The organism is Paenibacillus hamazuiensis (genome assembly GCF_023276405.1).
In the GTDB taxonomy this organism is placed as follows: domain Bacteria; phylum Bacillota; class Bacilli; order Paenibacillales; family NBRC-103111; genus Paenibacillus_AF; species Paenibacillus_AF hamazuiensis.
Map to the genome: position 1 here is coordinate 3,326,386 of NZ_JALRMO010000001.1, position 22,095 is coordinate 3,348,480.

Sequence of the window (22,095 nt, forward strand, 5' to 3'; positions counted from 1 at the left end):
CCCTTGTTGTGCATACTTTGTATGAATAGTAGTATCGGCAGAGCAAAGAACGAGTATGCGAAAATGATGCCAAAATCAAATCCCCCTTTCCACAAAATTGGCTGCGCAAAAGTTCTAACACTAACAAAAATCCCGCCCAATGGACGGGATTTAAAATGTAACGTTGAAGACTCCGGCTGTTTACGCCATGACTTCCCACATTCTTTCGCTCACTTCGTAAACCGTCTTTTCATTTTGCAAACCGCGGATAATATCTTCCACGACTTCCTCCATCAGCGCAAGATGCCCCTGCACCGTAGCACCGGCTACGTGCGGAGTGATCAGCACGTTCGGCAGCTTGCGAACAGGATGGTCCGCCGGAAGCGGCTCCTTCTCGAACACGTCGAGCGCCGCGAAAAACCGGCCGCTTTCCAGCGCCTCCATAAACGCCTGTTCGTCAAGACATTGCGCACGGGACGAGTTGATGAAGATGGCTCCGTCCGGAATGCGCGCGATCAACTCGCGGTTTAACATTCTCTCGGTTGCCGGCAGCTTCGGAACGTGCACTGAAATAATCGGGCAGCTCATCACTTCCTCCAGCGATGCCTTTTTCGCATTCAAGTTCGCTGCCGCTTCATCGGATAAGTACGGGTCATAGATCAGAATGTTCGCATGGAACGGCGCAAGCAGCTTGATAAAGGCCCGTGCCGTCGAGCTGGCGGAAACGATGCCGACCGTGCTTCCGGTCAGCTCCCTCCCCTTCAGGCCGAGCTCTCTCCACTGCCCGGCACGGAGCGATGTGTCCAGCGTCGGCAAATAACGTAATGACGCAAGCAGCGCCGCTAGGCAGTATTCCCCGACGCTGAGGGCGATGCGGGGCGCCGCAGAATAAACGCGTACTCCGCGGGAAAAAATTCGCTTCGGAACGAGGTTTTTCACCGTACCGGCCGCGTGGCCGACCGCGCGCAGCTTGCCCGCCTTCTCCAGCGCCTCCTCGGTCAAGCTCGGCGAACCCCAGCTTGTCACGATCACTTCAGCGTCATGGACCATCCCGGCAAGCTCTTCCTTCGTATAATCGCGACCGGTTTCATTCCAGGTGACGTCGAAATATTCGTTTAACCGGGCCCGGCATTTAGCCGAACAAACCTCTTTCAAACGCGACTCGGGTGACAGCACTAATGCTTTCATTTTCATAAGTATAGTTTCCTCCTCGTAAAAGGCCGCCTTCTTCTTATTTGCCGGCTTTTTTATCTTGATAAGACTTGTTGAATTCGTCGATCATCTTCATATAGTTCGCATCGGCCTTTAACGATTTTACCATAGCGTCCCATGCTTCGATCGGTTCTTTGCCCATGATGATCTTCACCTTCAGATCGTCTATCTTTTTCTTATAATCCGGGCCCATCTTCAAATCGGTATCGGAAAGCAGCCCGATCGAGACATCGGCAACCCCGTATTTGCCGCGTTCATCGACGATTTTTTTGTTGCGCTCGAACATCGCCTTCGGCATGCCGACGCGATAAGCCCACAGATATGGGTCGTAGCGAGCGAAAATTTTACCGAACGAGCTTTGCGACACACTATCCTTCACCGCTTGCTCGGTAGCGGTTTTAAAGCCGTCCACCACCTTGAAATGGACGTCCGGAAGGCCGTAGCAGGCCAGCTCGAAGCCTTCCTCGGAAGCGCCGTAATCCATCAAGGCCAAAATTTTCTTCATCTTCTCTTCAGGCACTTTTTTCGGGATCAGGTACAACCCGGCGAAGCCGCTGCCCGTATGCACCATTTTGCCGGCAGAGCTCTCCAAATACGTCATCGCTACGAAATCGGCTTTCGGATCAAGCTTTCGCGCGCCTTCCGTGGCACGGAAAACGCCTTCCGTCGTATCCATCTGCACGCCGACTTTGCCGGCTTTGGCCATGTTTTCAAAATCGGTCGTTTTCATGACGGCGAAATCTTCCGGCAATATTTTGTCCTTGTACATTTTGTTCAAATATACAAGTCCTTCCCTGGTGCCCGGCTCCAGGTCGGTATCGACGATTTTGCCATCCATCTCTTTCCATTTGCCGTTGCTGTGGTTGAATATATCGATAACCTTTTCCCAGTTTTTCCCGTTGTAGCCGTACGTATCGTTTTTCCCATTTTTATCCGGATCCTTTTCCACAAAAGCCTTGAGTGCGGTATACAATTCGTCCATCGTGTGCGGCATCGGAAGTCCTACGTTATCGAGCCAATCCTGGCGTATGTTGAAAAAGCTGCTGCCGTGAAGCGGGCGCACCGAAGGTAGAATGTATTGCTTTCCGTTTACCTTCACGCTGTCCATAATTTCTTTCGGATAAGCGGACAAGTTTTTATAGTCCTTCAGGTACGGGGTCAAATCCCAGAAAGCGCCCTGCTTGATCATGTTGATCGCTTGCGTCTGCTTCATATCTTTGATCTTCATCAGGTCGGGCAGGTCGCCGGAGGCAAGCATCACGTTTTGTTTTTCCTCCCACGCATTGGGAGAAGCCCATGTAATGTTCAGCTTGGTGTTCGTCCTCTTTTCGAACTCCTTGGTGACCGGATTGTCGGCGGCCGGCGGTTCCGGCGTACTGAACTCGGTGAAGATGCTGATTTCCGTCGGCTTGCCGTTATCGGCTGCAGCGCCTTTGCTGCTGCCTCCCGGGCTTGGCGTCGTGCCGCCGGCACAAGCCGACAGGACGGAAGTGACCATGACGAGAGCAAGAGATGCAGGCAGCGACTTGCTTTTGAGCAACTTCTCTTTTTCTTTCATACGAACCCTCCTGATTTTGAAATGAAAATGAAGTTTATCCTTTCACCGAACCCAGCATCACGCCTTTGGCAAAATGCTTTTGCAGGAACGGGTAAACACAAAGGATCGGAAGTGTCGCGATCACGACGGCGGCCATTTTTAATGTTTCGGCCGGAATATTTTGCTCCGACATCATTTCGGCGGCCGCCGATCCTCCCGCCTGGGTGGACGAATCGATCAGCATGTTGCGCAAGACGAGCTGAAGCGGCCACTTCGCATGATCGTTGATGTAAAGCACCGCGTGAAAGAAAGTGTTCCAGTAAGCCACCGCATAAAACAAGCCGAAGGCGGCGAGCGCAGGAAGCGACAAAGGTAAAACGATACGGAAAAATACTCCGATATCGGTAGAGCCGTCAATCACCGCCGATTCCTCGAGCTCGACGGGAATGCTGTCAAAGAAACTTTTCATCAGGATGACGTACCATCCGCTGGTGAGCACCGGAATGATCAACGACCAGATGCTGTTGATCAAGCCCAAATCACGCACCAGCAAATACGGCGGGATCAGCCCGGGACTGAACAAAAGCGTGATGAGAATCATCAGCATGATGATTCTTCGGCCCTGCAGCCTCTTGCGGGATAACCCGTAAGCCATGGCCGCCGTGACGACCAAACTTAATGCGGTACCCACCGTCGCAAGAAATACGCTGACCATCGTGGCATTTTTAAAGGCGGAGGTGGACAGCAAATATTTGTAGGACGCCAGTGTCCAGTTTTCCGGAAATAAGATGAACCCCTGCTTCTGGATGTATTCTGCCGGATCCGTGAACGAAACGACAAAAACGTAATAAAGCGGATACAAAGTGATGATGGCTATCATGCCGAGCACGATGATATTCGTCGTATCGAATATGCGGTCGCCCAGGCTCAGTTTCATGACGATCCCCCCGTTTCGCGGATTGCGTTAATATACGCCTTCTTCTCCGAGCTTTTTGGCCAGCTTGTTGGCACCGATGACCAGGATAAAACCGACGGCCGACTTAAATAATCCGACGGCGGTGCTGAAGCTGAACTGCCCCTGCTGTATTCCCAGCCGGTATACGTAGGTTTCAAAAACGTCGGCTACGTTCGAAACAGCACCGTTCATCATCAGAAACACCTGCTCGAAGCCGACGTCCATGATGTGGCCGAGCCGCAAAATGAACAAAACGACGATGACGCTGCGGATCGCGGGCAAGGTGACGTGCCATGCCTGCCTTAAGCGGCTTGCTCCGTCCATTTTCGCCGCTTCATAGAGCTGAGGGTCGACGCCGGCGATCGCTGCGAGGAAAATGATCGTACCCCAGCCGGCTTCTTTCCACGAGTTTTGTATCGTCAGCAGCATCCAGAAATTATTTTCGTTCGTTAAAAAGTCGTATTTCGGATACCCCAAGCTGACCAACGCCTGATTGACGATCCCTTTGGACTGCGACAGCAGCAAAAAGGTGATTCCTGCGATAATGACCCATGATAAAAAGTGCGGCAGGTAGACGATAGACTGAATCCATTTTTTATACACTTCGCTTCGCAGCTCATTCAGAAGCAGGGATAGTACGATCGGCAAAGGGAAAAAGAAAATGAGGTTCAGCAAGCTGATCGCCATCGTGTTGCGGAACAGCAGAAAGAAGTCCTGATTGGAAAAGAAGCGGGCAAAATGCTCGAAGCCGACCCACGGGCTTTCCATCACGCCCATATACGGCGAGTAATCCTGGAAGGCGATAACGATGCCCCACATCGGAACATATTTGAAGATAAGAAAAAACAAGACGCCGGGAGCTATGAGCAAATAAAGGAATTTATCCCTCCTCAACCCGTGCAGCACCGATTTCCATCTGCTGTTTTGCGCCGTTTTCACGAGATTGCCGTTGCGTAGTCTTATTTCGCTTTGAGCAGCCATTCGTAGTGCACCTGCCTTTCAAATTCTCCATTGTTCAGTTGTCCGCTTCCAAAAGCGATTTCGCGTAGGCAAGATCCTCCGCGATATATTTGTCTTTGTTCGCCAGATCCGTATACTCGGCGGTTAAGCAAACGACGCCCGAGTACCCCCGCTCCTTCACGTATTTCGCGATGCGCGGCCAGTGGGCCATTCCGTGCCGACCGGTCGTAAAGTGGCGCTTCCATTCGGCTGTTTCGGCTTCGGGACCGTTGCTGCGGACGAAAAAGCCGTTTTTCAAATTCAGCATGGCGAGATGGGACCATACGATATCCAGCCCGTATTCGGGCTGCTGTCCCGCAAACGCATCATGCGCCGCGTCCCAAACGGCCCCTACATGCACAGGGTCGAGATGTTCCATCAACCGCATGAGCCCGTTCGAATCGTTGATGAAGTTTCCGTAATGCTGCTGAACGCCCACTCTCACGCCGTATTTTTCACAAAGCGGGACAAGCTGTTCGAGCTTCCGCTTCATCTTCTCCTCCGCTGCCTTGTAACCCTCCCGTTCTATGCCGGCCATAATCCGGATGAGCGGCACTCCGGCTTCCGCACACGCGGCGAAGACCGTTTCATCGATCTCGGCGGCGACGCTGAGAATGCCGACTCCCTGTTCGCCGAGCTGCTTGGCGAGCTCTGGCAGCGTCCGGAAAGCGGTTTCAGGTTCCACCCAAAAGCCGCTGCGGATCGGAAGTTCGATGCCGTCAAAGCCCGTTCCCCGGACAAAACGTCCGAGTTCGCCGGGCGTCAGGTCTTTCCAATGCTTGACAAAAAGCGAATAAGAAAACGGCTTCTCATTTATAGTCACTGTGCTTCGCACTCCCTTGTTTCAACATTTGACGCGGTTTATGACAGCGCTTACCGTTTCAACCGCCAAGGCCGCCGCAGCCGGCGGCACCGCGAATTCCCATGAGCTCTAATGAAAGGAAGCTTTTACGTCGACATCGATCAGGCTGCCGTCGACGTCCGGCTTCCGATACGTTGATTTTTCGATCAGTCTGCGAAGCGATTGTTCGTATTGTTCGGCATCGATCGGCACGTGCAGCTTGCACCCTTGGAGCGCGGACAGCACCATGCCGTTGATCATCATGAGCGAATGAAGCCCTTCTTCCGCCGGAACAAGCGGGGATTTCCGCTCTGCGACGGCATGCAGGAAGTCCGACAAAATCAACCTGTGGCCCGATTCGGCCCCGTCGTCCGCCTCGATCTCGCTTATATGGTGCTGAACTTTGCCGAACGCCTCCTTGGAGGAGTATATATATTCGAGGGCCGACTCCGTATTTTGGTACAGGCGGATCTTTTTATCCTCGCAAACCAACTTGCCGTATTCCCCGACAATTTCGAGCCGGTCCGTTCCCGGGCTTTCGGAGGTCGAAGCGACAAACGTTCCAACCAGGCCCCCCGAATACTCCAAAATGGCGTGGACTTCGTCCTCGACTTCGATATCGTGGTATTTGCCGAACGCGGCGGTTGCCGTAATCGCTTCCGGCCGTCCGAACAACCACCACATCAAATCGATATTATGCGCGCACTGGTTGAGAAGAACGCCTCCCCCTTCCCCCTGCCAGGTGCCGCGCCAATTTCCGACGTTAAAATACGCCTGCGGCCTAAACCAGTTCGTATTTATCCACGAAAAGCGCATAATTTTACCGAGCTTGCCTTCCTGAATCGTTTGTTTGATCGTTTTCCAGCGGCTTGCCGTCCTTAGCTGATAAATCGCCGCGAAGACAAGCCCGGGATTCATCCGTTTCTGTTTTTCGTAGACGGCGATCATTCGCATGGCGTCGCTAAGGTGCGCCGCCACCGGCTTTTCCACAAGAACATGGATGTTTCTCCGCAGCGCTTCGATCGACATTTGCGTATGCTGATAATGCGGCGTGGCTACAATGACGGCATCGAGATCGTCCGCATCCAGCATGGCGTCCACATCCGTGTAGCCTTGGATTTGGTAAGCGGCAGACAGCGTCCTGACCTTCTCTTCGTTTTGGCTCCAGATCGAAACGACGCGGCAGCCGTCCATACCATCCAGCAGCTCCAGATAAAGCTTGCCCATATTCCCCATTCCGATAATCCCAATCTGAATGTCTCCTTGCACCGGCCTCACCACCTCTCCGACAGCATAAAATGAACCGCCGGCTCGGGGAGCGGCCTCTGCATTTCCTCCACGCGGTAGCCGAACCCGTAGCCCTGCACCGTATCAAAACGCACTTTGCCTTGCTGCCTGCGATATAATCCGGGGTGAACGAGGGCCTCATACGACGAGGCTTCCGGGTAAAACTGCATCCCGTTCGTTTCCACGCCCATTATCGTGCCGGCATGGTAAGCCAGCAGCACGTGGGGGATTTGTGCGAGCATCGGATTCGTTAAATCCTGCACCATCAGCGTCATCCCGTGCGCTTTCGCCCAGCAAAGGCTGAGCAGTGCACCGGTCTGCGTCTTGCACGTTTTCAAGGCCACTCCGGTCCAGCCGAGCTCCCTGCCCAGTTTAATCAATTCCCAGTCGTGAGCGCTCTCGTCCATAAAAAGCGGCTTTCTTGCGCTGACGCTGCGGACATCGAGCCGGTTCGCTTCCAAATCGTACGGAAACGGCTGTTCGATATACAAAATGGCTTTGTAAATGTCCGGATGCTCGTTCATCAAACGGTCCAAAATATCGTTTACGTAAGCGCTATCAGTAACTTGGCAGTTAAAATCCGCAGTCAGCCAAACGACGTTCCGGCTCAAAGCAATGCCACCCACCTCGACAAGCCGGTTATAATCCCAGGCGGAATCGCTGCCTGTCAGCTTGATTTTTAAGCACTGCAGCCCGTCCCGCTCAATCCAGTCCTCCAGCGTGTAAGGATATCCGTCAACCTTTTCTTCCCCGGTCAGCTCGTGCCTGTGCAAAAGATCTTTGCCCCCGACCAGGTGCCAGGCAAGCAGCTCCTTTTGCGGCGGTTTTTGAAAAAAATGCTCCGGATAGAAACCGTCAAAACGAACGATGGCATCTTCGGCAGGCTGCAAATAGGCCGACAGGTCTGCATTCATATAACGACGGTTGTACGTTTCATAAACGGGGACCCGGTTAGTTCTTCCATAGGCGTCATGAAGTGCGATGTCGAAAAGGGAAAAGCAGACAAGCGCCGCCAAGTAAGGGAGCGGCTCCGGCAATCCGGAACCGGCGTTAAAACTGTCGACAAGACCGGGCAGCCGCTCTTTCTGGAATTTGTAGCCGAGCTCGAACGCATGTCCCTGCTCCTTCCACTGGGAAAGGTCGTTTGCGATAAGTTCGCACATTTTTTGCAAAGCTTGCTCGCGCACCTCATACCCGAGCGAGCTGGGCCATACCCACTGCACGCTCAAAGGCGTTTCTCCCCATCCATCCGAGCATTCGCCCCGCCGGTTTTCCGTAACGATGCAAACGCGGGCGCAAGTCACGTTCGTCAACACCTCCGCACCGAACTTCAGAGGAACACGGGTTTTTACCGGCAAAAAGTGCAGGGTAAGCCCTTTTATCGATATATCATAAGATTTCATGTAGTCCCCTCTCCTCGGGCGTATCTTTCTTGATGCAGTTCATGCTCGCTTACCTAGCAGACAATTACTTTTGTCGTGTTTTAAACAAAGTCCTCTTATCCACATCTTATACCACGCCTAAATCTTACGTCAAGATTTAAATTATGTTTCGCGGATACAAATTGTTTAGCAGCATAGCCCTTATCGCCTCGGCGCCCATTGCGCTTTTTTTTAAATGACAAAGGGTTCACTCGCAAAAAACAAACCGTTCCGCACTTTTTTGACTCTTGTCCAACTTACGTTTATATTTAAATTATGTTTACCGGATTAATCGCATTGTTATCTATGATATAATGGGTATATTCACTTACTCGGACCGAATGGCAAATTTCCCGAATTCTACGACACAGGGTGCTTGATTATGACGAACTCCATCGAACTGAAAGATCAAAAAGGAAGCAAATTGGCCATTCTGCAGACGCTGCGCGTCCACGGAAGCATGTCGCGCATAGAGCTCACGCGACTAACCGGCCTCAGCCGCGCTACCATCTCGATTTCGATCGCCGAGCTGATCGAATGCAACCTCGTTTACGAAACGGACAACCGTTTAACCACCAAAGGACGGCCGGCAACGACGCTGGAGCTTGTCCCCCATTCCACGCTGATTGTCGGTGCGGACCTGGACAATAAAACATGGACGCTCGGCGCCTTCGACCTGCTCGGCAATGTCGTTAAAACGGTACAAATTCCGGTCCATACGTTCGATCCGGAAGGCACCTTTAAAACGCTTGCAGCCGAAGTCGCCAAATTTGTCGAAGGGCTTGATAAAAAGCCGGTTCCGCTTCTCGGACTCGGGGTGCCCGGACTCGTCGATGCGGGACACGGCATCATTCGCAGCGCTTCCGAATCAGGCTGGCATAATGTCAACGTAGCGGAGCTCATGCAAAAGGAGATCGGCTGGCCGACGGTCGTCGTCAACCGCCATCGTGCGCGCGGTCTGACCGAATGCCGGTACGGCGCCGGCCAGCAATACGGCAATATGATTTATATCGGGGTCGGGATGGGGATTGCAGCCGGGCTGTACATCGACCGGCAGCTGCTTTCCGGATCGCTCGGCGGCGCCGGGGAGATCGGGCATACAACGATTGAGCCGGACGGACCGCTCTGCCCGTGCGGCAATCATGGCTGCCTGCAGATGCTCGCCGCAGGCCCCGCTATGGAGCAGGAGTACCGCAAACTGCTGCGGTCCGCCGATCAACCGCTCATATCGGACAGCATTGAAGATTTACACGCTCTGAAAGTACAGGACGTTTGCGCCGCGGCGGAGGAAGGGGACGAGCTCGCCGTCCGGGTCGTCAAAAAAGCGGCATCTTACCTCGGTATTGCAATGGCAAACCTGCTTAATACGTTTAACCCGGAAGCGGTTGTCTTGGGAGGCACCATTCCAAGCTCGAGCCCGCTTTTTGTGGAAACGGCGACGAAGGTGATGAAGATGAGGGCCATGCGTCCGCTTTCGGCAGGAACTCCCGTCAAAACGTCGATGTTCAAAGATATCGGCGGTGCGATGGGGGCGGCCAATTTTGCGTTTGATAAAAATATTTCGATTTCGTTTTTTACTTAGAAGTGCCCCCCTAAATCCCCCCGCCGGGGGGACCCCAGGCGCTCGGGCGCCCTGGACCCGCCCGTGGGAGGGAGTGCTCGCTTCTAGTTCGCGTTTGTCCGGCATGGATTTATTGCAGTTAGACAATAAATCCTATGCCGGACACGCTTTACTTTTGGAGCGCAGACGTTGGGAGTCCGGACGTGCCTCTTCCTCGCGGTTGTCTGCCATGATTTTGCTGACGCAAAATCTATGGCTGACACGCTTTACTGTTGTAGCAGCGATCCGGCTACTTTGAACAACGAGCATCGCATGAGTTCGGCACGGTTCGGCTGACTCCGAATTGGTGCCGGAACACAGCAAACAAATAACAATCATGAAACTACAAACTCAAGCGACAAACAAAAAACGCCCGAAGGAATCGGTGGATTCCACGGGCGTTTTTTGGTTGGTTCGAAGGGGCTCCCCAAATATATGGACAGGCTAACGGTTGCTGCTGAGCTTATTTGGCTCAAAAACGTCATTTTTACTTTGTAACGGTTGTGGCAGAGCTTATTTCTCATTTTGTACCTCTCCATACGATGAAAGTTTACAAATAACAGCGCTGGCAACCGTTACCGTTCTAAAATCACCTATTTGGCCTCAATAAGCTCATCTGCAACCGTTATACGATGCACCCGTGTTTACCGCATGAGCCGAAACCGATCTATGCACCATGTATATGTTTTGTTCAACTTGTATTGCTACGCTTGGTTGCCGTATGCGGACGGATTTTGTCGCCACGATTGCAGAGAGGCCATATCTTCCTCTTTGATTTTGCCGAGAGAAAGCGCTACGTCAAGCAGCGTCGAATAGTTCGACAGCGAGCCGAACGGAACACCCGCCTCGCCGAACGCCTCGGCCGCCTTGTCGAATTCGTACGAGAAGATCGCGTGAACGCCGAGCGCCTTGGCTCCGGCGTCGTTTACGGCCAAAGCGACTTTGAGAGAGCTTCCGCCTGTAGAGATCAAGTCTTCGATCACGACCGCCTTTTGACCGGGGCGGATGACGCCTTCGATCAAGTTTTCTTTGCCGTGTCCTTTGGCTTTGTCACGAACGTAAATCATCGGCAGATTGAGCTTTTGCGCGACCCATGCGGCATGCGGAATGCCGCCTGTCGCCGCTCCGGCAATGACCTCGGCGTCCGGATATTTTTCACGGATGACGGCGACGAAAGCTTCCGCGATCATATCGCGGATTTCCGGGTAAGAGATCGTCAGCCGGTTGTCGCAATAGATCGGCGATTTGAGGCCCGACGTCCAAGTGAACGGCTGGTGCGGGCGAAGGCCGACCGCTTCGATTTGCAGCAGGGCGGCGGCGATTTTTTCGGCAGTCGTTTCGGATGTGATCATGGGATGAACCCTCCTCTAATTTTATCAAACGATGGAATCGATGATCGCCTGTATAGCTTCCCTCGGATCAGGCGCCGCGGTAATGGGACGGCCGATGACGACGTAGTCGGTTCCCTGCCGAAAAGCCTCCGGCGGCGTCATGACGCGGGACTGGTCGCCGATATCCGCACCGGCAGGCCGAATGCCCGGTGTCACAGTGAGAAACGGGCTGCCGCAGGCGGCCTTGATCGCGGTTACCTCAAGCGGGGAAGCAACGACGCCGTGCAGACCGGCTCTTTGTGCAAGGCGGGCGTAGCGGATAACCGCCTCATCGACCGGGCCGGGGATGCCGATCTCGTCGTTCATCACATGCCGGCTCGTGCTCGTCAGCTGCGTTACGGCGATGACGATCGGCTTCGCGGAGCCGGAGGCTTGACCCTTGTCCACGCCTTCCAGCGCCGCCTGCATCATCTGCGCGCCGCCTGCGGCATGCACGTTAAACATGTCGACACCGAGGCGCGTTACGCTTTCCGAGCCGCCTTTGACCGTGTTCGGGATGTCGTGCATCTTCACGTCGAGAAACACCTTATAACCCCGGGCTTTCAGCCTCTCGACAAAACCGGGCCCCGCTGCATAAAACAGCTGCATGCCGACCTTCATCCAGCACGGAATTCCCTCCAGCTGCTCGATGAGCCGCTCCGCGTCCTGCGCGGTCGGGTAATCCAAAGCGACCATAATGCGGCCGGCAGCATTCGAAATCGTTGCCATCAGTCCGTTTCCTCCTCCAAACATGCGGTTAGCACAGCCATCCGCCTTGGGCAGGCCGGCGCTGTGCTAACTTCATGACGATTTATGCGTTGAATGCCGGCATCGGGCGCGATTGGAAATTGATCGCTTCGAGCATATGCAGCAGCGCACGTACCGTATCGAGCGACGTCATACAAACGACGCCGTTCTCCACCGCTTCGCGGCGGATGCGGAAGCCGTCGCGCTCCGGCGTCTTGCCTTTCGTGAGCGTGTTGACGACGAAATGCGCTTCTCCGTTGCGGATCAAATCCAAAATGTTCGGCGAGCCTTCGCTCAGCTTGTTGACGGTTGTCACCCGAAGGCCGGCTTCCGCCAGCGCTTTGGCCGTACCGCCGGTAGCGACGATTTTGTAGCCGAGCTTGTCGAAGCCGGACAAAATTTCGATCGCTTCCGCTTTATCTTTATCCGCTACAGTAGCGATGATCGCACCCGTCGGCGGAATTTTCATGCCGGATCCGATAAGGCCTTTATACAGGGCTTTGGCAAAATGCTGGTCGCGGCCCATGACTTCGCCCGTCGATTTCATCTCCGGTCCGAGCGTCGTGTCAACGCGGCGCAGCTTGGCGAATGAGAACACCGGCACCTTGACCGAAACGTAATCGTCCTCCGGCCACAAGCCGGTTTCGTAACCGAGCTCCTTCAGCGTTTGACCCATGATGACCTTCGTAGCGACGTTCGCCATCGGCACTTTCGTCACTTTGCTGAGGAAAGGCACCGTTCTCGAGGAACGCGGATTCACCTCGATCACGTACACCTGATCCTGGAAGATAACGAATTGGATATTAACGAGGCCGACCACCTGCAGACCGCGGGCGATTTTGACCGTGATATCGATAATTTGCTGCTTGATCTCTTCGGAAATCGTTTGCGGCGGGTAGACGGCGATCGAGTCGCCCGAGTGCACGCCCGCTCTTTCGATATGCTCCATGATGCCCGGTATAAGCACCGTTTCCTTGTCGCAAATCGCATCGACTTCCACTTCTTTGCCGAGCATGTAGCGGTCGATCAAAACCGGATGCTCCGGATTGATTTTTACCGCATATTCCATGTAGCTCAAGAGTTCCTCGTCGGAATAAACGATTTCCATCGCGCGTCCGCCGAGCACGTAAGACGGGCGAACGAGCACCGGATAACCGAACTTGGAAGCCGTCGCCACCGCATCGTCCACGGAGGTAACCGTGCCGCCCGGCGGCTGCGCGATGTCCAGCTGGCGCAGCAGCGCTTCGAACTTTTTGCGGTCTTCCGCTGCGTCGATATTTTCCAGATCGGTTCCGAGAATGCGCACTCCGGCTTTGGCCAGCGGAGCCGCCAGGTTGATTGCGGTTTGGCCGCCGAACTGCACGATAACGCCGATCGGCTTCTCATGTTCAATCACGTTCATCACGTCTTCGAAGAACAAAGGCTCGAAGTACAGACGGTCGGAAGTATTAAAGTCGGTCGATACCGTTTCCGGGTTGTTGTTGATAATAACCGCTTCGTATCCGGCAGCTTGAATCGCCCATACGGCGTGAACCGTCGAGTAGTCGAATTCGATGCCTTGTCCGATACGGATCGGACCGGAGCCAAGCACGACCACTTTTTGCTTGCTTGTTTCGCGAACTTCGTCTTCCGTCTCGTAGGTCGAATAGTAGTAAGGTGTCGTCGCTTCGAACTCGGCCGCGCAGGTGTCGACCATTTTGTATACCGGCTTGATGCCTTGGCCGATCCGATAAGCGCGAATATCCGCTTCCTGGGTAAAATTGAGCCCCTCCACCGTGCGGCGGATTTCGGCGATCGCACGGTCGGTAAACCCTTTGCGTTTCGCTTCGAGCAGAAGTTCGGCGGACAGCTCCGGCTGTTTCAGCTGATCTTCAAATTGGATCAAACCTTCGATTTTGTGCAGGAACCACCAGTCGACCTTGGTCAAATCCTGGATTTGCTGAAGCTCGTAGCCGCGGCGGAACGCTTCGGCGATCAGGAAGATGCGCTCGTCGTCCGGCTTTTGCAGGCGGGTTTCCAGCACCTCTTTATCAAGGCTCTCCGCATCCTTCAGGTACAAGCGATGGACGCCGATTTCCAGCGAACGGACCGCCTTGTGGATCGATTCCTCGAACGTGCGGCCGATCGCCATCACTTCGCCGGTCGCTTTCATCTGCGTGCCGAGCTTGCGGTTTGCCGCCGTAAATTTGTCGAACGGCCAGCGCGGAATTTTCGAAACGATATAGTCGAGCGTCGGCTCGAAGCAAGCGTAAGTTTGTCCCGTTACCGGATTGACGATTTCGTCAAGCGTGTAGCCGATCGCGATTTTCGCCGCCATTTTTGCAATCGGGTAGCCCGTTGCTTTGGAAGCGAGCGCCGAAGAGCGGCTGACGCGCGGATTTACTTCGATGACGTAATATTGATAGCTGAACGGATCCAGCGCGAACTGTACGTTACATCCGCCTTCGATATTCAAGGCGCGGATGATTTTGATCGCCGCGGAGCGCAGCATTTGGTATTCGCGGTCGGACAACGTCTGGCTCGGCGCCACAACGATGCTGTCGCCGGTATGAACGCCGACCGGGTCGAAGTTTTCCATGTTACACACGACGATACAGTTATCGTTGGCATCGCGCATGACTTCGTATTCCACTTCTTTCATGCCGGCGATGCTTTTTTCGATCAAGCATTGACCGATCGGGCTGTAGCGGATACCGGAGGAAACCGTTTCGAGCAGCTCTTCCTCGTTCGCGCAAATGCCGCCACCCGTACCGCCAAGCGTATACGCCGGACGAACGATGATCGGGTAGCCGATTTCATTTGCAAAATCAACCGCCTGCTGCACGGTAGTGACAATCGTGCTTTCCGGCACCGGCTGCTCGAGCTCTCTCATCAGCTCGCGGAACAGGTCGCGGTCTTCGGCGCGCTCGATGGCGGTAAGCTGCGTCCCGAGCAGCTTGACGTTCTCGCGTTCGAGCACTCCCGCGCGGGCAAGCTCCACGGCCATGTTGAGCCCGGTTTGCCCGCCAAGCGTCGGCAGAAGGCCGTCCGGACGTTCCTGACGAATGATCTGCGTGACAAAATCGAGCGTAATCGGTTCGATATATACTTTATCCGCCATGTTGGTGTCGGTCATGATCGTCGCCGGGTTGCTGTTGATCAGCACGACCTCCATGCCCTCTTCCTTGAGAGCCTGGCATGCTTGCGTTCCCGCGTAGTCGAACTCGGCCGCTTGCCCGATGACGATCGGGCCGGAGCCAATAACAAGTATTTTCTTGAGGTCTTTATTTTTTGGCATAAGTAAGCTCTCCTTTCTCTAAGGCAGGAGCCGGGTTAAATTTTGCTGCTGCGGAAAGCTGCGCCTGCCGGGGCAGACTCGGGTTATCCTGCTTGAACTTGCGGATATTTTCCAGGAAGTCGTCGAAAAGATAACTCGAATCGAACGGTCCCGGCGCGGCTTCCGGGTGGTACTGCACCGAGAAAGCCGAATATTTTTTATGGCGCAAGCCTTCGATGGTCCGGTCGTTGTTGTTGATGTGGGTCACTTCCAGCTCGGTGCCGGCAATTGAATCTTCCTTCACCGTGTAGCCGTGGTTTTGCGATGTGATGTAGCAGCGGCCGCTGAGCAAATCTTTCACCGGATGGTTGCCGCCGCGGTGGCCGAACTTCAGCTTCTCGGTATCCGCTCCGCAAGCGAGCGCAAACAGCTGATGTCCGAGGCAGATGCCGAAGATCGGGAATTCGCCGAGCAGCTCGCGGATCATTTGGACCGCATGCTGCACATCTTTCGGGTCCCCCGGGCCGTTGGACAGCAGGATACCGTCCGGAGCCAGACGGCGGATTTGCTCCGCCGTCGTGTCGTGAGGCACGACCACGACATCGCAGCCGCGCTTCACGAGGTCGCGCAGGATGCCGCTTTTCGCGCCGAAGTCGACGAGCACTACGCGCTCTTTAAAGCCCGGCGAGCTGAATACGCTCTTCGTAGACACGCGCGGCACCTGATCGGTCATGAGCGGGCTTGCCTTCATTTGCTCCATCAGCTCCGCCACGGATTTATTCGATGTGGTGAGAATTCCTTTCATTACGCCGTGGTGGCGAATGCGACGGGTCAGCATACGCGTATCGATTTCGCTGATGCCGATGATGCCGTATTCCTTCAGCAAATTGCCGAGCGAATATTCCGCCCTCCAGTTGCTGGGCACTTCCTCGTGCCGTCTGACGACAAACCCGTGTATGTAAGGGCGCACGGATTCGAAGTCGTCGCGGGCAATGCCGTAGTTCCCGATCAGAGGGAAAGTCATCGTAACGATTTGTCCGCAATAGGACGGATCGGACAATACTTCCTGATACCCTGTAATCCCTGTATTAAAAACGACCTCGCCTACCGAGTCGCCTTCCGCACCAAACGATTTTCCCGTAAACAAAGTGCCGTCTTCCAGCAATAATCTCGCTTGCATCGTTATATCAGCTCCTTCGCAGTATCAAGCTTTCGTTAGTTCGCTATAAACGCTCACGCCGTTAACGATCGTGTGAACGGGCCAGCCTTTAAGCTTCCAGCCGGTAAAAGGCGTATTGCGGCTTTTCGAAGCGAATTCGGCCGGGTCGACCGCTTTTTCCGTCTCAAGATCGATGATCGTAATATCCGCCGCTTTCCCGCTTTCCAGCGTTCCCCATGGAAGGCCGAACACTTGGGCCGGAATTTGCGTCATCCGCTCGACCAAAAATTGCAGCGTCCACTGACCCGTCGCCACGAACTTCGAGTACATCAGCGGAAACGCCGTCTCGAAGCCGAGAATGCCGAACGGCGCCAGCTGCAGTCCGCGTGCTTTCTCTTCTTCGCTGTGCGGTGCATGGTCAGTGACGATGATATCGATCGTGCCGTCCAGCACACCTTCAATGCAGGCTTGTACGTCCCTCGGCGTGCGCAGCGGCGGGTTCATCTTCCAATTCGCGTCCATGCTGTCCGGAATGTCCTCGTCCGACAGCACCAAGTGGTGCGGGCACACTTCCGCGGTCACGTTGATGCCGATCTGCTTCGCCTGGCGAATGAGCCGCACCGACTGCTCCGTGCTCACGTGGCACACATGGTAGTGCACGCCCGTCGCTTCCGCGAGCAGGATATCCCGCCCGACGTGAATCGCTTCGGATTCGTTCGGAATGCCTTTCAGCCCATGTTTTCGGGCAAAAGCGCCCTCGGACACCGCCGCGCCTTCGACCAGCGTATTGTCCTCGCAGTGCGCGACGATCGGCAGTCCGAGCTTCGCCGCCTCGCGCATCGCGTCCTTCATCATCTGCGCGCTTTGCACGCCCACTCCGTCGTCGGTGAAGCCGATCACTCCCGCATCCTTAAGAGCAGCGAAATCGGTCAGCTCGCGGCCGAGCTCGTTTTTCGTGATGCAGCCGTACGGCAGCACACGCACGACGCCTTCGGTTTCGGCTTTGCCGAGCACGTACTTCACCGTTTCCACCGTGTCGATGACCGGCCTCGTGTTCGGCATGCAGGCGACAGTGGTGAAGCCGCCTTTCGCCGCAGAACGGGTGCCGGTCGCGATCGTCTCCTTATGTTCGAAGCCGGGCTCACGCAGGTGAACATGCATGTCGATCAGCCCCGGCGTGACCAGCTTGCCCGCCGCGTCGATCGTTTCGTGCCCTGCTGTATCCGGATGGCCGCTCGCCGCGTCCACAATGCCGGCAATTTTATCGCCATCGATGAAAATATGCTTTTTTTCCAGCTCGTTGCCGGATTTAATGACGTTAGCGTTTAAGATCCAAATGCCCATGGTTCCCTCCTGAGAGCTTTTTAGCTTTTTCGAAAAAAGCTTGCTTCGTAAGCTTTAGCTGAGCGCCCGCTCGATTACGGCCATCCGGATCGGCACGCCGTGCGCGATTTGCGTAAACACCTTCGACTTGTCGCATTCCACAAGCGCATCGTCCAGCTCGACGTCGCGGTTGATCGGCGCCGGGTGCATGATGATCGCATGCGGCTGCATGCGCTTGGCCCGCTCGACCGTGAGTCCGTATTGCTCGCGGTACTCCTCGGCGGATTTGATCATGCCGTTTTCATGACGCTCCAGCTGTACACGCAGCATCATCACCACGTCCGACTGCAGCGCCTCTTCCATTGTGACATAGTCGGCGAATTCCGCAAGCTCCGGCGCCTTCATATTATCCGGTGCGCAAAACTTCACTTTCGCGCCCATCGCCGTTAAGCCCCACAGGTTCGAGCGCGCCACCCGGCTGTGCAAAATGTCGCCGATGATCGAGACGGTGAGGCCCTTGATCTCGCCGAAATGCTTGCGCATCGTATACATATCGAGCAGCGCCTGCGTCGGATGCTCGTTGTTTCCGTCTCCCGCGTTGATCAGCGGGATGCCGATCTTTTGCGCCAGCTCCTGCAGCACGCCGGTAGGTTTGAGGCGGATGACTCCGGCATCGATGCCCATCGACTCCAGCGTTTTGACCGTATCGTAAATCGATTCCCCTTTTTGCACGCTGGATACGGCGGCCGAGAAGTTCAGCACCTCCGCGCCGAGCCGTTTTTCCGCCACCTCGAAAGAGAACCGCGTTCTCGTGCTGTTTTCAAAAAACATATTCGCAACAAAACGGCCTTGAAGCTGGCCGGTTACCTTCACGGGATATTGTTCCCAATATGCGGCTCGATCCAGGATGCTGCGAATTTCTTCCGCGCCGACTCCCTTAAGTCCAAGCAGATGCTTATTCTTGTTCAGTTGCACGAGCGTCACTCCGTTTTCCCCCTTTGGTGAATGATCACGACTTGGTCCTTTTTGTCGACTTCTTCAAGCAATACTTCGATGCGTTCCATCTTGGAGGTCGGTACGTTTTTGCCGACGTAGTCGGGCCGGATCGGCAGCTCGCGATGTCCACGGTCAATCAGCACCGCCAACTGAATCATCTGCGGCCGACCGAGGTCGATCAGCGCATCCATCGCCGCCCTGACCGTTCGCCCCGTATACAGCACATCGTCGAACAAAATGATTTTTTTGTCCTGAATCGCCAGCGGTTCGCCCGTTTTCAGCGATTCCACCGCAGGCGCCTTCACCCGGTCGTCGCGGTACGAGGTGATGTCCAGTTCCCCCACGGGGATCGGCACCGCTTCGATTTCCTGAATCCGCTGGGCAAGCCGTCTGGCCAAATAAATGCCGCGCGTGCGGATGCCGACCAGCATGCAATTGTCGACGCCTTTGTTTTTTTCCAAAATTTCATGGGCGATCCGGGTCAAAGCCCGGCGGATGGCCGTTTCGTCCATGATGATGAGCTGCTGCGTCATAATGATGCGCCCTCCTGCTACCTGGTTCCCGTAATGTGAATCACGCGTTCGATTCTCATCCCCGCTTAATCCGCAAATATTTAGCTGCACAACATTGTTCCGGCAACAAAAAAACTCTTTGCCGGAGTAGGCAAAGAGTTAGGTTCGCACTTAACTGCATGTACGCAAACAGAGGAGGACCTTCGTCGCTTCGCGTACAGCGGTCCTTCACGGACACGGCTGCACCGGGCAGTCAGTCATTTCCTTCTCGAACACCTTGCCAGCCTCACGGGACTGTCTTTAAAGGTTCTATTCAGCTAAAAGGATTATCCCACTTTCGACAAAAGAAGTCAACACCATTTTGCTGAAGATTTCCTGTGCGCGGATTCAAGAACGGCTTGGAAAACGGAACGCTTTTTGGTACTATAACTAATGACCATTTTAAAAATCGACACGATATGTGAAAAAAGGAGAATCCCTTCATGTCCGAAATGAACACGATGGAAATTATCAACTTTATTAAAAACAGCGTGAAAAAGACACCGGTCAAAGTATACATAAAAGGCAACCTGTCCGCGATCGATTTCGGCGCCAATGTGCAGTCGTTCATCTCCGGCGGCACCGGCGTGCTGTTCGGCGAGTGGAACGAGATCGGGCCGATCCTGGAAGCAAACAAAGCGAATATCGAAGATTATGTTGTGGAAAACGACCGTCGCAACTCGGCGATCCCGCTGCTCGACCTGAAAGGAATCAACGCGCGCATCGAGCCGGGCGCGATCATCCGCGATAAGGTGCACATCGGCAACAACGCGATTATCATGATGGGTGCGGCGATCAACATCGGCGCCTCGATCGGCGACGGCACGATGATCGACATGAACGTGGTCGTCGGCGGCCGCGTGCAGGTCGGCAACATGTGTCACATCGGCGCAGGCTCCGTGCTCGCCGGCGTCATCGAACCGCCGTCCGCTCAACCGGTCGTCATCGAAGACGACGTGCTGATCGGAGCTAATGCAGTTGTGCTGGAAGGCGTGCGAATCGGCAAAGGCTCCGTCGTTGCGGCAGGCGCCATCGTCACCCAGGACGTTCCGGAATACAGCGTCGTCGTCGGCGCACCGGCGCGCGTCATCAAGAAAGTGGACGAGAAAACGAAGTCCAAAACGGAAATTTTGCAGGAGCTGCGCCAGCTGTAAGCGGCAGGCAGCCCGACATAAAAACACCCCTATAAGGCCGGAGGATCCCCTCCGGCCCCTACTATATATTCGGAAGGTTGTGGACTGCAATGACACCCGTTGCCTCAGAGAGTCCGTTTGTCCGGCTGCGCAGGGAGCTTCATCAAATTCCCGAACCCGGCTTCCAGGAGTTCAAAACGCAAGCGCTGCTGCTTGAAACCATCGCCAAGCTGCCTCAGGAGCATATCGAGGTTCGCACTTGGAAAACCGGCATTATCGTCCGCGTCAAAGGAACCGCCCCAACGAGGCGCTTCGGCTACCGCGCCGACATGGACGGGCTGCCGATCCCGGAGGAAACATCGTACCCGTTCCGCTCCCAGCATCCGGGTTTTATGCATGCTTGCGGACACGATCTGCATATGGCTATCGGCATGGGAGTATTGAGCTCTTTTGCCGCAAAACCGATGAAGGATGACTTGATCGTGATCTTCCAACCGGCCGAGGAAGGCCCGGGTGGTGCGCTGCCGATGCTGGAAAGCGAAGAGCTTCGCGACTGGATGCCGGATCAGATGGTGGCGCTGCACATCGCTCCGGAATATCCGGTCGGCACGATCGCCACGAAGCCGGGCATCTTGTTCGCCAATACGTCCGAGCTGTTTATCGACCTGACGGGCAAAGGCGGCCACGCTGCATTCCCTCACCTGGCTAACGATATGGTCGTCGCCGCCTCGCAGTTCGTCGGCCAGCTGCAGACGATCGTCGCTCGCAACATCAACCCGCTTGATCCCGCCGTCATCACGATCGGCAAAATCGAAGGCGGCACAAAGCAAAACATCATCGCCGAAAAAGCCCGCCTGGAAGGCACCATCCGTACGATGTCGATCGATACGATGAAAAAGATCAAATCGCGCATCGAAGCGCTGGCCAAAGGGCTGGAAGCCGCTTTCGAATGCAGGACGGACATCGATTACGGCTCGAATTACTACCAGGTGTACAACAACGAAGCGATCACCGGCGAATTCATGGACTGGGCCCGCGCCCATGGCTCCATGCAGGTGATCGAATGCAAGGAAGCGATGACCGGCGAAGATTTCGGCTATTTTCTCGATCGCATCCCCGGCTTCATGTTTTGGCTCGGCGTCGATACACCATACGGGCTGCACCACGCCCGCATCGAGCCGAACGATCAGGCGATCGACCCGGCCATTGAGCTCATCACGGGTTACCTGCGCTGGAAATCGGAGCAGCGATGATCAAGGCCGGCTGGGAAAGACTTCAGCCTATCGTTCCGCTGACCCCGGAGCAAATTTCTCATATGCTGGCCCCGCTTTACTCATTCTCTGCCGACCTGGAATATGCCGTTTCTCTGGGAGGGGGCTTTAGCAACACCAACGCCCGGTTCACTGTTTGAACGTCATTTCATTCGCAGCTACACGGAAGCCGGAGGGCAGCTGCCCGAACGTTGGCCGATTCTGGCCAAATTAAACGACTTGATCAGCCTCTGCGAGTTGCTGAACCATTCTTCCGGGGCGCCCAACCGGGTACGCGATCTCGTGAGGCTGATTCACGGCATTTTACAGGAGTATGATCGTTAAAAAGTAACTATTTTGTTCTCTATCCCGGAAAACGCAAAAACGGAGCGCTAACGAAAACAAAAATTTTCGATAGCGCTCCGTTTTCCTATCCTGTGCCCGTTTTTCCCGAGTAACGGAAATATACATTCCGCTAT

Annotated in this window: 18 protein-coding genes; 4 read left to right on the top strand and 14 right to left on the bottom strand. The window is 54.8% G+C overall.

The window, feature by feature from the left end:
• Positions 1 to 180: 180 nt before the first annotated feature.
• The 7 genes from MYS68_RS14730 to MYS68_RS14760 all read right to left on the bottom strand — a co-directional run bounded on the left by MYS68_RS14730 (position 181) and on the right by MYS68_RS14760 (position 8,213).
• Positions 181 to 1,173: a hydroxyacid dehydrogenase gene (locus MYS68_RS14730; RefSeq protein ID WP_248926567.1), complete on the bottom strand. Its 993-nt coding sequence runs from the start codon at positions 1,171 to 1,173 to the stop codon at positions 181 to 183.
• A 37-nt stretch (positions 1,174 to 1,210) separates the two neighbouring features.
• The gene (locus MYS68_RS14735; RefSeq protein ID WP_248926568.1) at positions 1,211 to 2,749 is read right to left on the bottom strand and encodes an extracellular solute-binding protein; all 1,539 of its coding nucleotides are present in this window, start codon (positions 2,747 to 2,749) and stop codon (positions 1,211 to 1,213) included.
• Positions 2,750 to 2,783: 34 nt separating this feature from the next.
• A complete protein-coding gene (locus tag MYS68_RS14740; RefSeq protein WP_248926569.1) occupies positions 2,784 to 3,665 on the bottom strand; it encodes a carbohydrate ABC transporter permease in 882 nt (293 codons plus the stop codon).
• A gap of 27 nt (positions 3,666 to 3,692) precedes the next feature.
• Positions 3,693 to 4,664 carry an ABC transporter permease gene (locus MYS68_RS14745; protein WP_248926570.1) on the bottom strand — a complete coding sequence of 324 codons (972 nt, stop codon included), beginning with the start codon at positions 4,662 to 4,664 and terminating at the stop codon, positions 3,693 to 3,695.
• A gap of 34 nt (positions 4,665 to 4,698) precedes the next feature.
• The gene (locus tag MYS68_RS14750) at positions 4,699 to 5,505 is read right to left on the bottom strand and encodes a sugar phosphate isomerase/epimerase family protein (RefSeq protein WP_248926571.1); all 807 of its coding nucleotides are present in this window, start codon (positions 5,503 to 5,505) and stop codon (positions 4,699 to 4,701) included.
• 108 nt (positions 5,506 to 5,613) lie between these two features.
• Positions 5,614 to 6,792, bottom strand: a complete 1,179-nt coding sequence (locus MYS68_RS14755; RefSeq protein ID WP_248926572.1) for a Gfo/Idh/MocA family protein — start codon at positions 6,790 to 6,792, stop codon at positions 5,614 to 5,616.
• 5 nt (positions 6,793 to 6,797) lie between these two features.
• Entirely contained in the window at positions 6,798 to 8,213 is a 1,416-nt protein-coding gene (locus tag MYS68_RS14760; RefSeq protein ID WP_248926573.1) for an enolase-like domain-containing protein, read from the bottom strand.
• Between the two features lie 400 nt (positions 8,214 to 8,613).
• Between MYS68_RS14760 and MYS68_RS14765 the strand changes: the two genes are divergently transcribed.
• Positions 8,614 to 9,813, top strand: a complete 1,200-nt coding sequence (locus tag MYS68_RS14765; protein WP_248926574.1) for an ROK family protein — start codon at positions 8,614 to 8,616, stop codon at positions 9,811 to 9,813.
• Positions 9,814 to 10,535: 722 nt separating this feature from the next.
• Here the strand turns inward: MYS68_RS14765 and pyrE are convergent.
• From pyrE to pyrR, 7 genes are all read right to left on the bottom strand, one after another.
• Complete coding sequence (gene pyrE, locus MYS68_RS14770; RefSeq protein ID WP_248926575.1) at positions 10,536 to 11,183, bottom strand: orotate phosphoribosyltransferase; 648 nt, start codon at positions 11,181 to 11,183, stop codon at positions 10,536 to 10,538.
• Positions 11,184 to 11,207: 24 nt separating this feature from the next.
• Positions 11,208 to 11,930, bottom strand: coding sequence for an orotidine-5'-phosphate decarboxylase (gene pyrF / locus MYS68_RS14775; protein ID WP_248926576.1), 723 nt, complete (start codon positions 11,928 to 11,930; stop codon positions 11,208 to 11,210).
• Positions 11,931 to 12,012: 82 nt separating this feature from the next.
• Positions 12,013 to 15,225, bottom strand: a complete 3,213-nt coding sequence (carB, locus tag MYS68_RS14780; protein WP_248926577.1) for a carbamoyl-phosphate synthase large subunit — start codon at positions 15,223 to 15,225, stop codon at positions 12,013 to 12,015.
• Positions 15,212 to 16,384 carry a glutamine-hydrolyzing carbamoyl-phosphate synthase small subunit gene (gene carA / locus MYS68_RS14785; RefSeq protein WP_248926578.1) on the bottom strand — a complete coding sequence of 391 codons (1,173 nt, stop codon included), beginning with the start codon at positions 16,382 to 16,384 and terminating at the stop codon, positions 15,212 to 15,214. The genes carB and carA overlap by 14 nt, the downstream gene beginning before the upstream one ends.
• 24 nt (positions 16,385 to 16,408) lie before the next feature.
• On the bottom strand, positions 16,409 to 17,707 hold the full coding sequence (locus MYS68_RS14790) for a dihydroorotase (RefSeq protein ID WP_248926579.1): 1,299 nt from the start codon (positions 17,705 to 17,707) through the stop codon (positions 16,409 to 16,411).
• A gap of 54 nt (positions 17,708 to 17,761) precedes the next feature.
• Complete coding sequence (locus tag MYS68_RS14795; protein ID WP_248926580.1) at positions 17,762 to 18,670, bottom strand: aspartate carbamoyltransferase catalytic subunit; 909 nt, start codon at positions 18,668 to 18,670, stop codon at positions 17,762 to 17,764.
• Entirely contained in the window at positions 18,667 to 19,215 is a 549-nt protein-coding gene (gene pyrR / locus MYS68_RS14800; protein WP_248926581.1) for a bifunctional pyr operon transcriptional regulator/uracil phosphoribosyltransferase PyrR, read from the bottom strand. The genes MYS68_RS14795 and pyrR overlap by 4 nt, the downstream gene beginning before the upstream one ends.
• Positions 19,216 to 19,676: 461 nt before the next feature.
• On the opposite strand from pyrR, the gene dapD reads away from it, so the two are divergent.
• The 3 genes from dapD (at position 19,677) to MYS68_RS14815 (ending at position 21,961) form a co-directional block, all read left to right on the top strand.
• Positions 19,677 to 20,387: a 2,3,4,5-tetrahydropyridine-2,6-dicarboxylate N-acetyltransferase gene (gene dapD / locus MYS68_RS14805; RefSeq protein ID WP_248926582.1), complete on the top strand. Its 711-nt coding sequence runs from the start codon at positions 19,677 to 19,679 to the stop codon at positions 20,385 to 20,387.
• An 89-nt stretch (positions 20,388 to 20,476) separates the two neighbouring features.
• On the top strand, positions 20,477 to 21,619 hold the full coding sequence (locus tag MYS68_RS14810) for an N-acetyldiaminopimelate deacetylase (RefSeq protein ID WP_248926583.1): 1,143 nt from the start codon (positions 20,477 to 20,479) through the stop codon (positions 21,617 to 21,619).
• A gap of 102 nt (positions 21,620 to 21,721) precedes the next feature.
• On the top strand, positions 21,722 to 21,961 hold the full coding sequence (locus tag MYS68_RS14815; protein WP_248926584.1) for a hypothetical protein: 240 nt from the start codon (positions 21,722 to 21,724) through the stop codon (positions 21,959 to 21,961).
• Positions 21,962 to 22,095 lie beyond the last annotated feature (134 nt).

Excerpts from the sequence above, each read along its gene's own strand:
- MYS68_RS14730 (WP_248926567.1), bottom strand. The coding sequence starts at position 1,173 with ATGAAAATGAAAGCATTAGTGCTGTCACCCGAGTCGCGTTTGAAAGAG.
- MYS68_RS14735 (WP_248926568.1), bottom strand. The coding sequence starts at position 2,749 with ATGAAAGAAAAAGAGAAGTTGCTCAAAAGCAAGTCGCTGCCTGCATCT.
- MYS68_RS14740 (WP_248926569.1), bottom strand. The coding sequence starts at position 3,665 with ATGAAACTGAGCCTGGGCGACCGCATATTCGATACGACGAATATCATC.
- MYS68_RS14745 (WP_248926570.1), bottom strand. The coding sequence starts at position 4,664 with ATGGCTGCTCAAAGCGAAATAAGACTACGCAACGGCAATCTCGTGAAA.
- MYS68_RS14760 (WP_248926573.1), bottom strand. The coding sequence starts at position 8,213 with ATGAAATCTTATGATATATCGATAAAAGGGCTTACCCTGCACTTTTTG.
- MYS68_RS14765 (WP_248926574.1), top strand. The coding sequence starts at position 8,614 with ATGACGAACTCCATCGAACTGAAAGATCAAAAAGGAAGCAAATTGGCC.
- pyrE (WP_248926575.1), bottom strand. The coding sequence starts at position 11,183 with ATGATCACATCCGAAACGACTGCCGAAAAAATCGCCGCCGCCCTGCTG.
- pyrF (WP_248926576.1), bottom strand. The coding sequence starts at position 11,930 with ATGGCAACGATTTCGAATGCTGCCGGCCGCATTATGGTCGCTTTGGAT.
- carB (WP_248926577.1), bottom strand. The coding sequence starts at position 15,225 with ATGCCAAAAAATAAAGACCTCAAGAAAATACTTGTTATTGGCTCCGGC.
- carA (WP_248926578.1), bottom strand. The coding sequence starts at position 16,384 with ATGCAAGCGAGATTATTGCTGGAAGACGGCACTTTGTTTACGGGAAAA.
- MYS68_RS14790 (WP_248926579.1), bottom strand. The coding sequence starts at position 17,707 with ATGGGCATTTGGATCTTAAACGCTAACGTCATTAAATCCGGCAACGAG.
- pyrR (WP_248926581.1), bottom strand. The coding sequence starts at position 19,215 with ATGACGCAGCAGCTCATCATCATGGACGAAACGGCCATCCGCCGGGCT.
- dapD (WP_248926582.1), top strand. The coding sequence starts at position 19,677 with ATGTCCGAAATGAACACGATGGAAATTATCAACTTTATTAAAAACAGC.
- MYS68_RS14810 (WP_248926583.1), top strand. The coding sequence starts at position 20,477 with ATGACACCCGTTGCCTCAGAGAGTCCGTTTGTCCGGCTGCGCAGGGAG.
- MYS68_RS14815 (WP_248926584.1), top strand. The coding sequence starts at position 21,722 with ATGCCGTTTCTCTGGGAGGGGGCTTTAGCAACACCAACGCCCGGTTCA.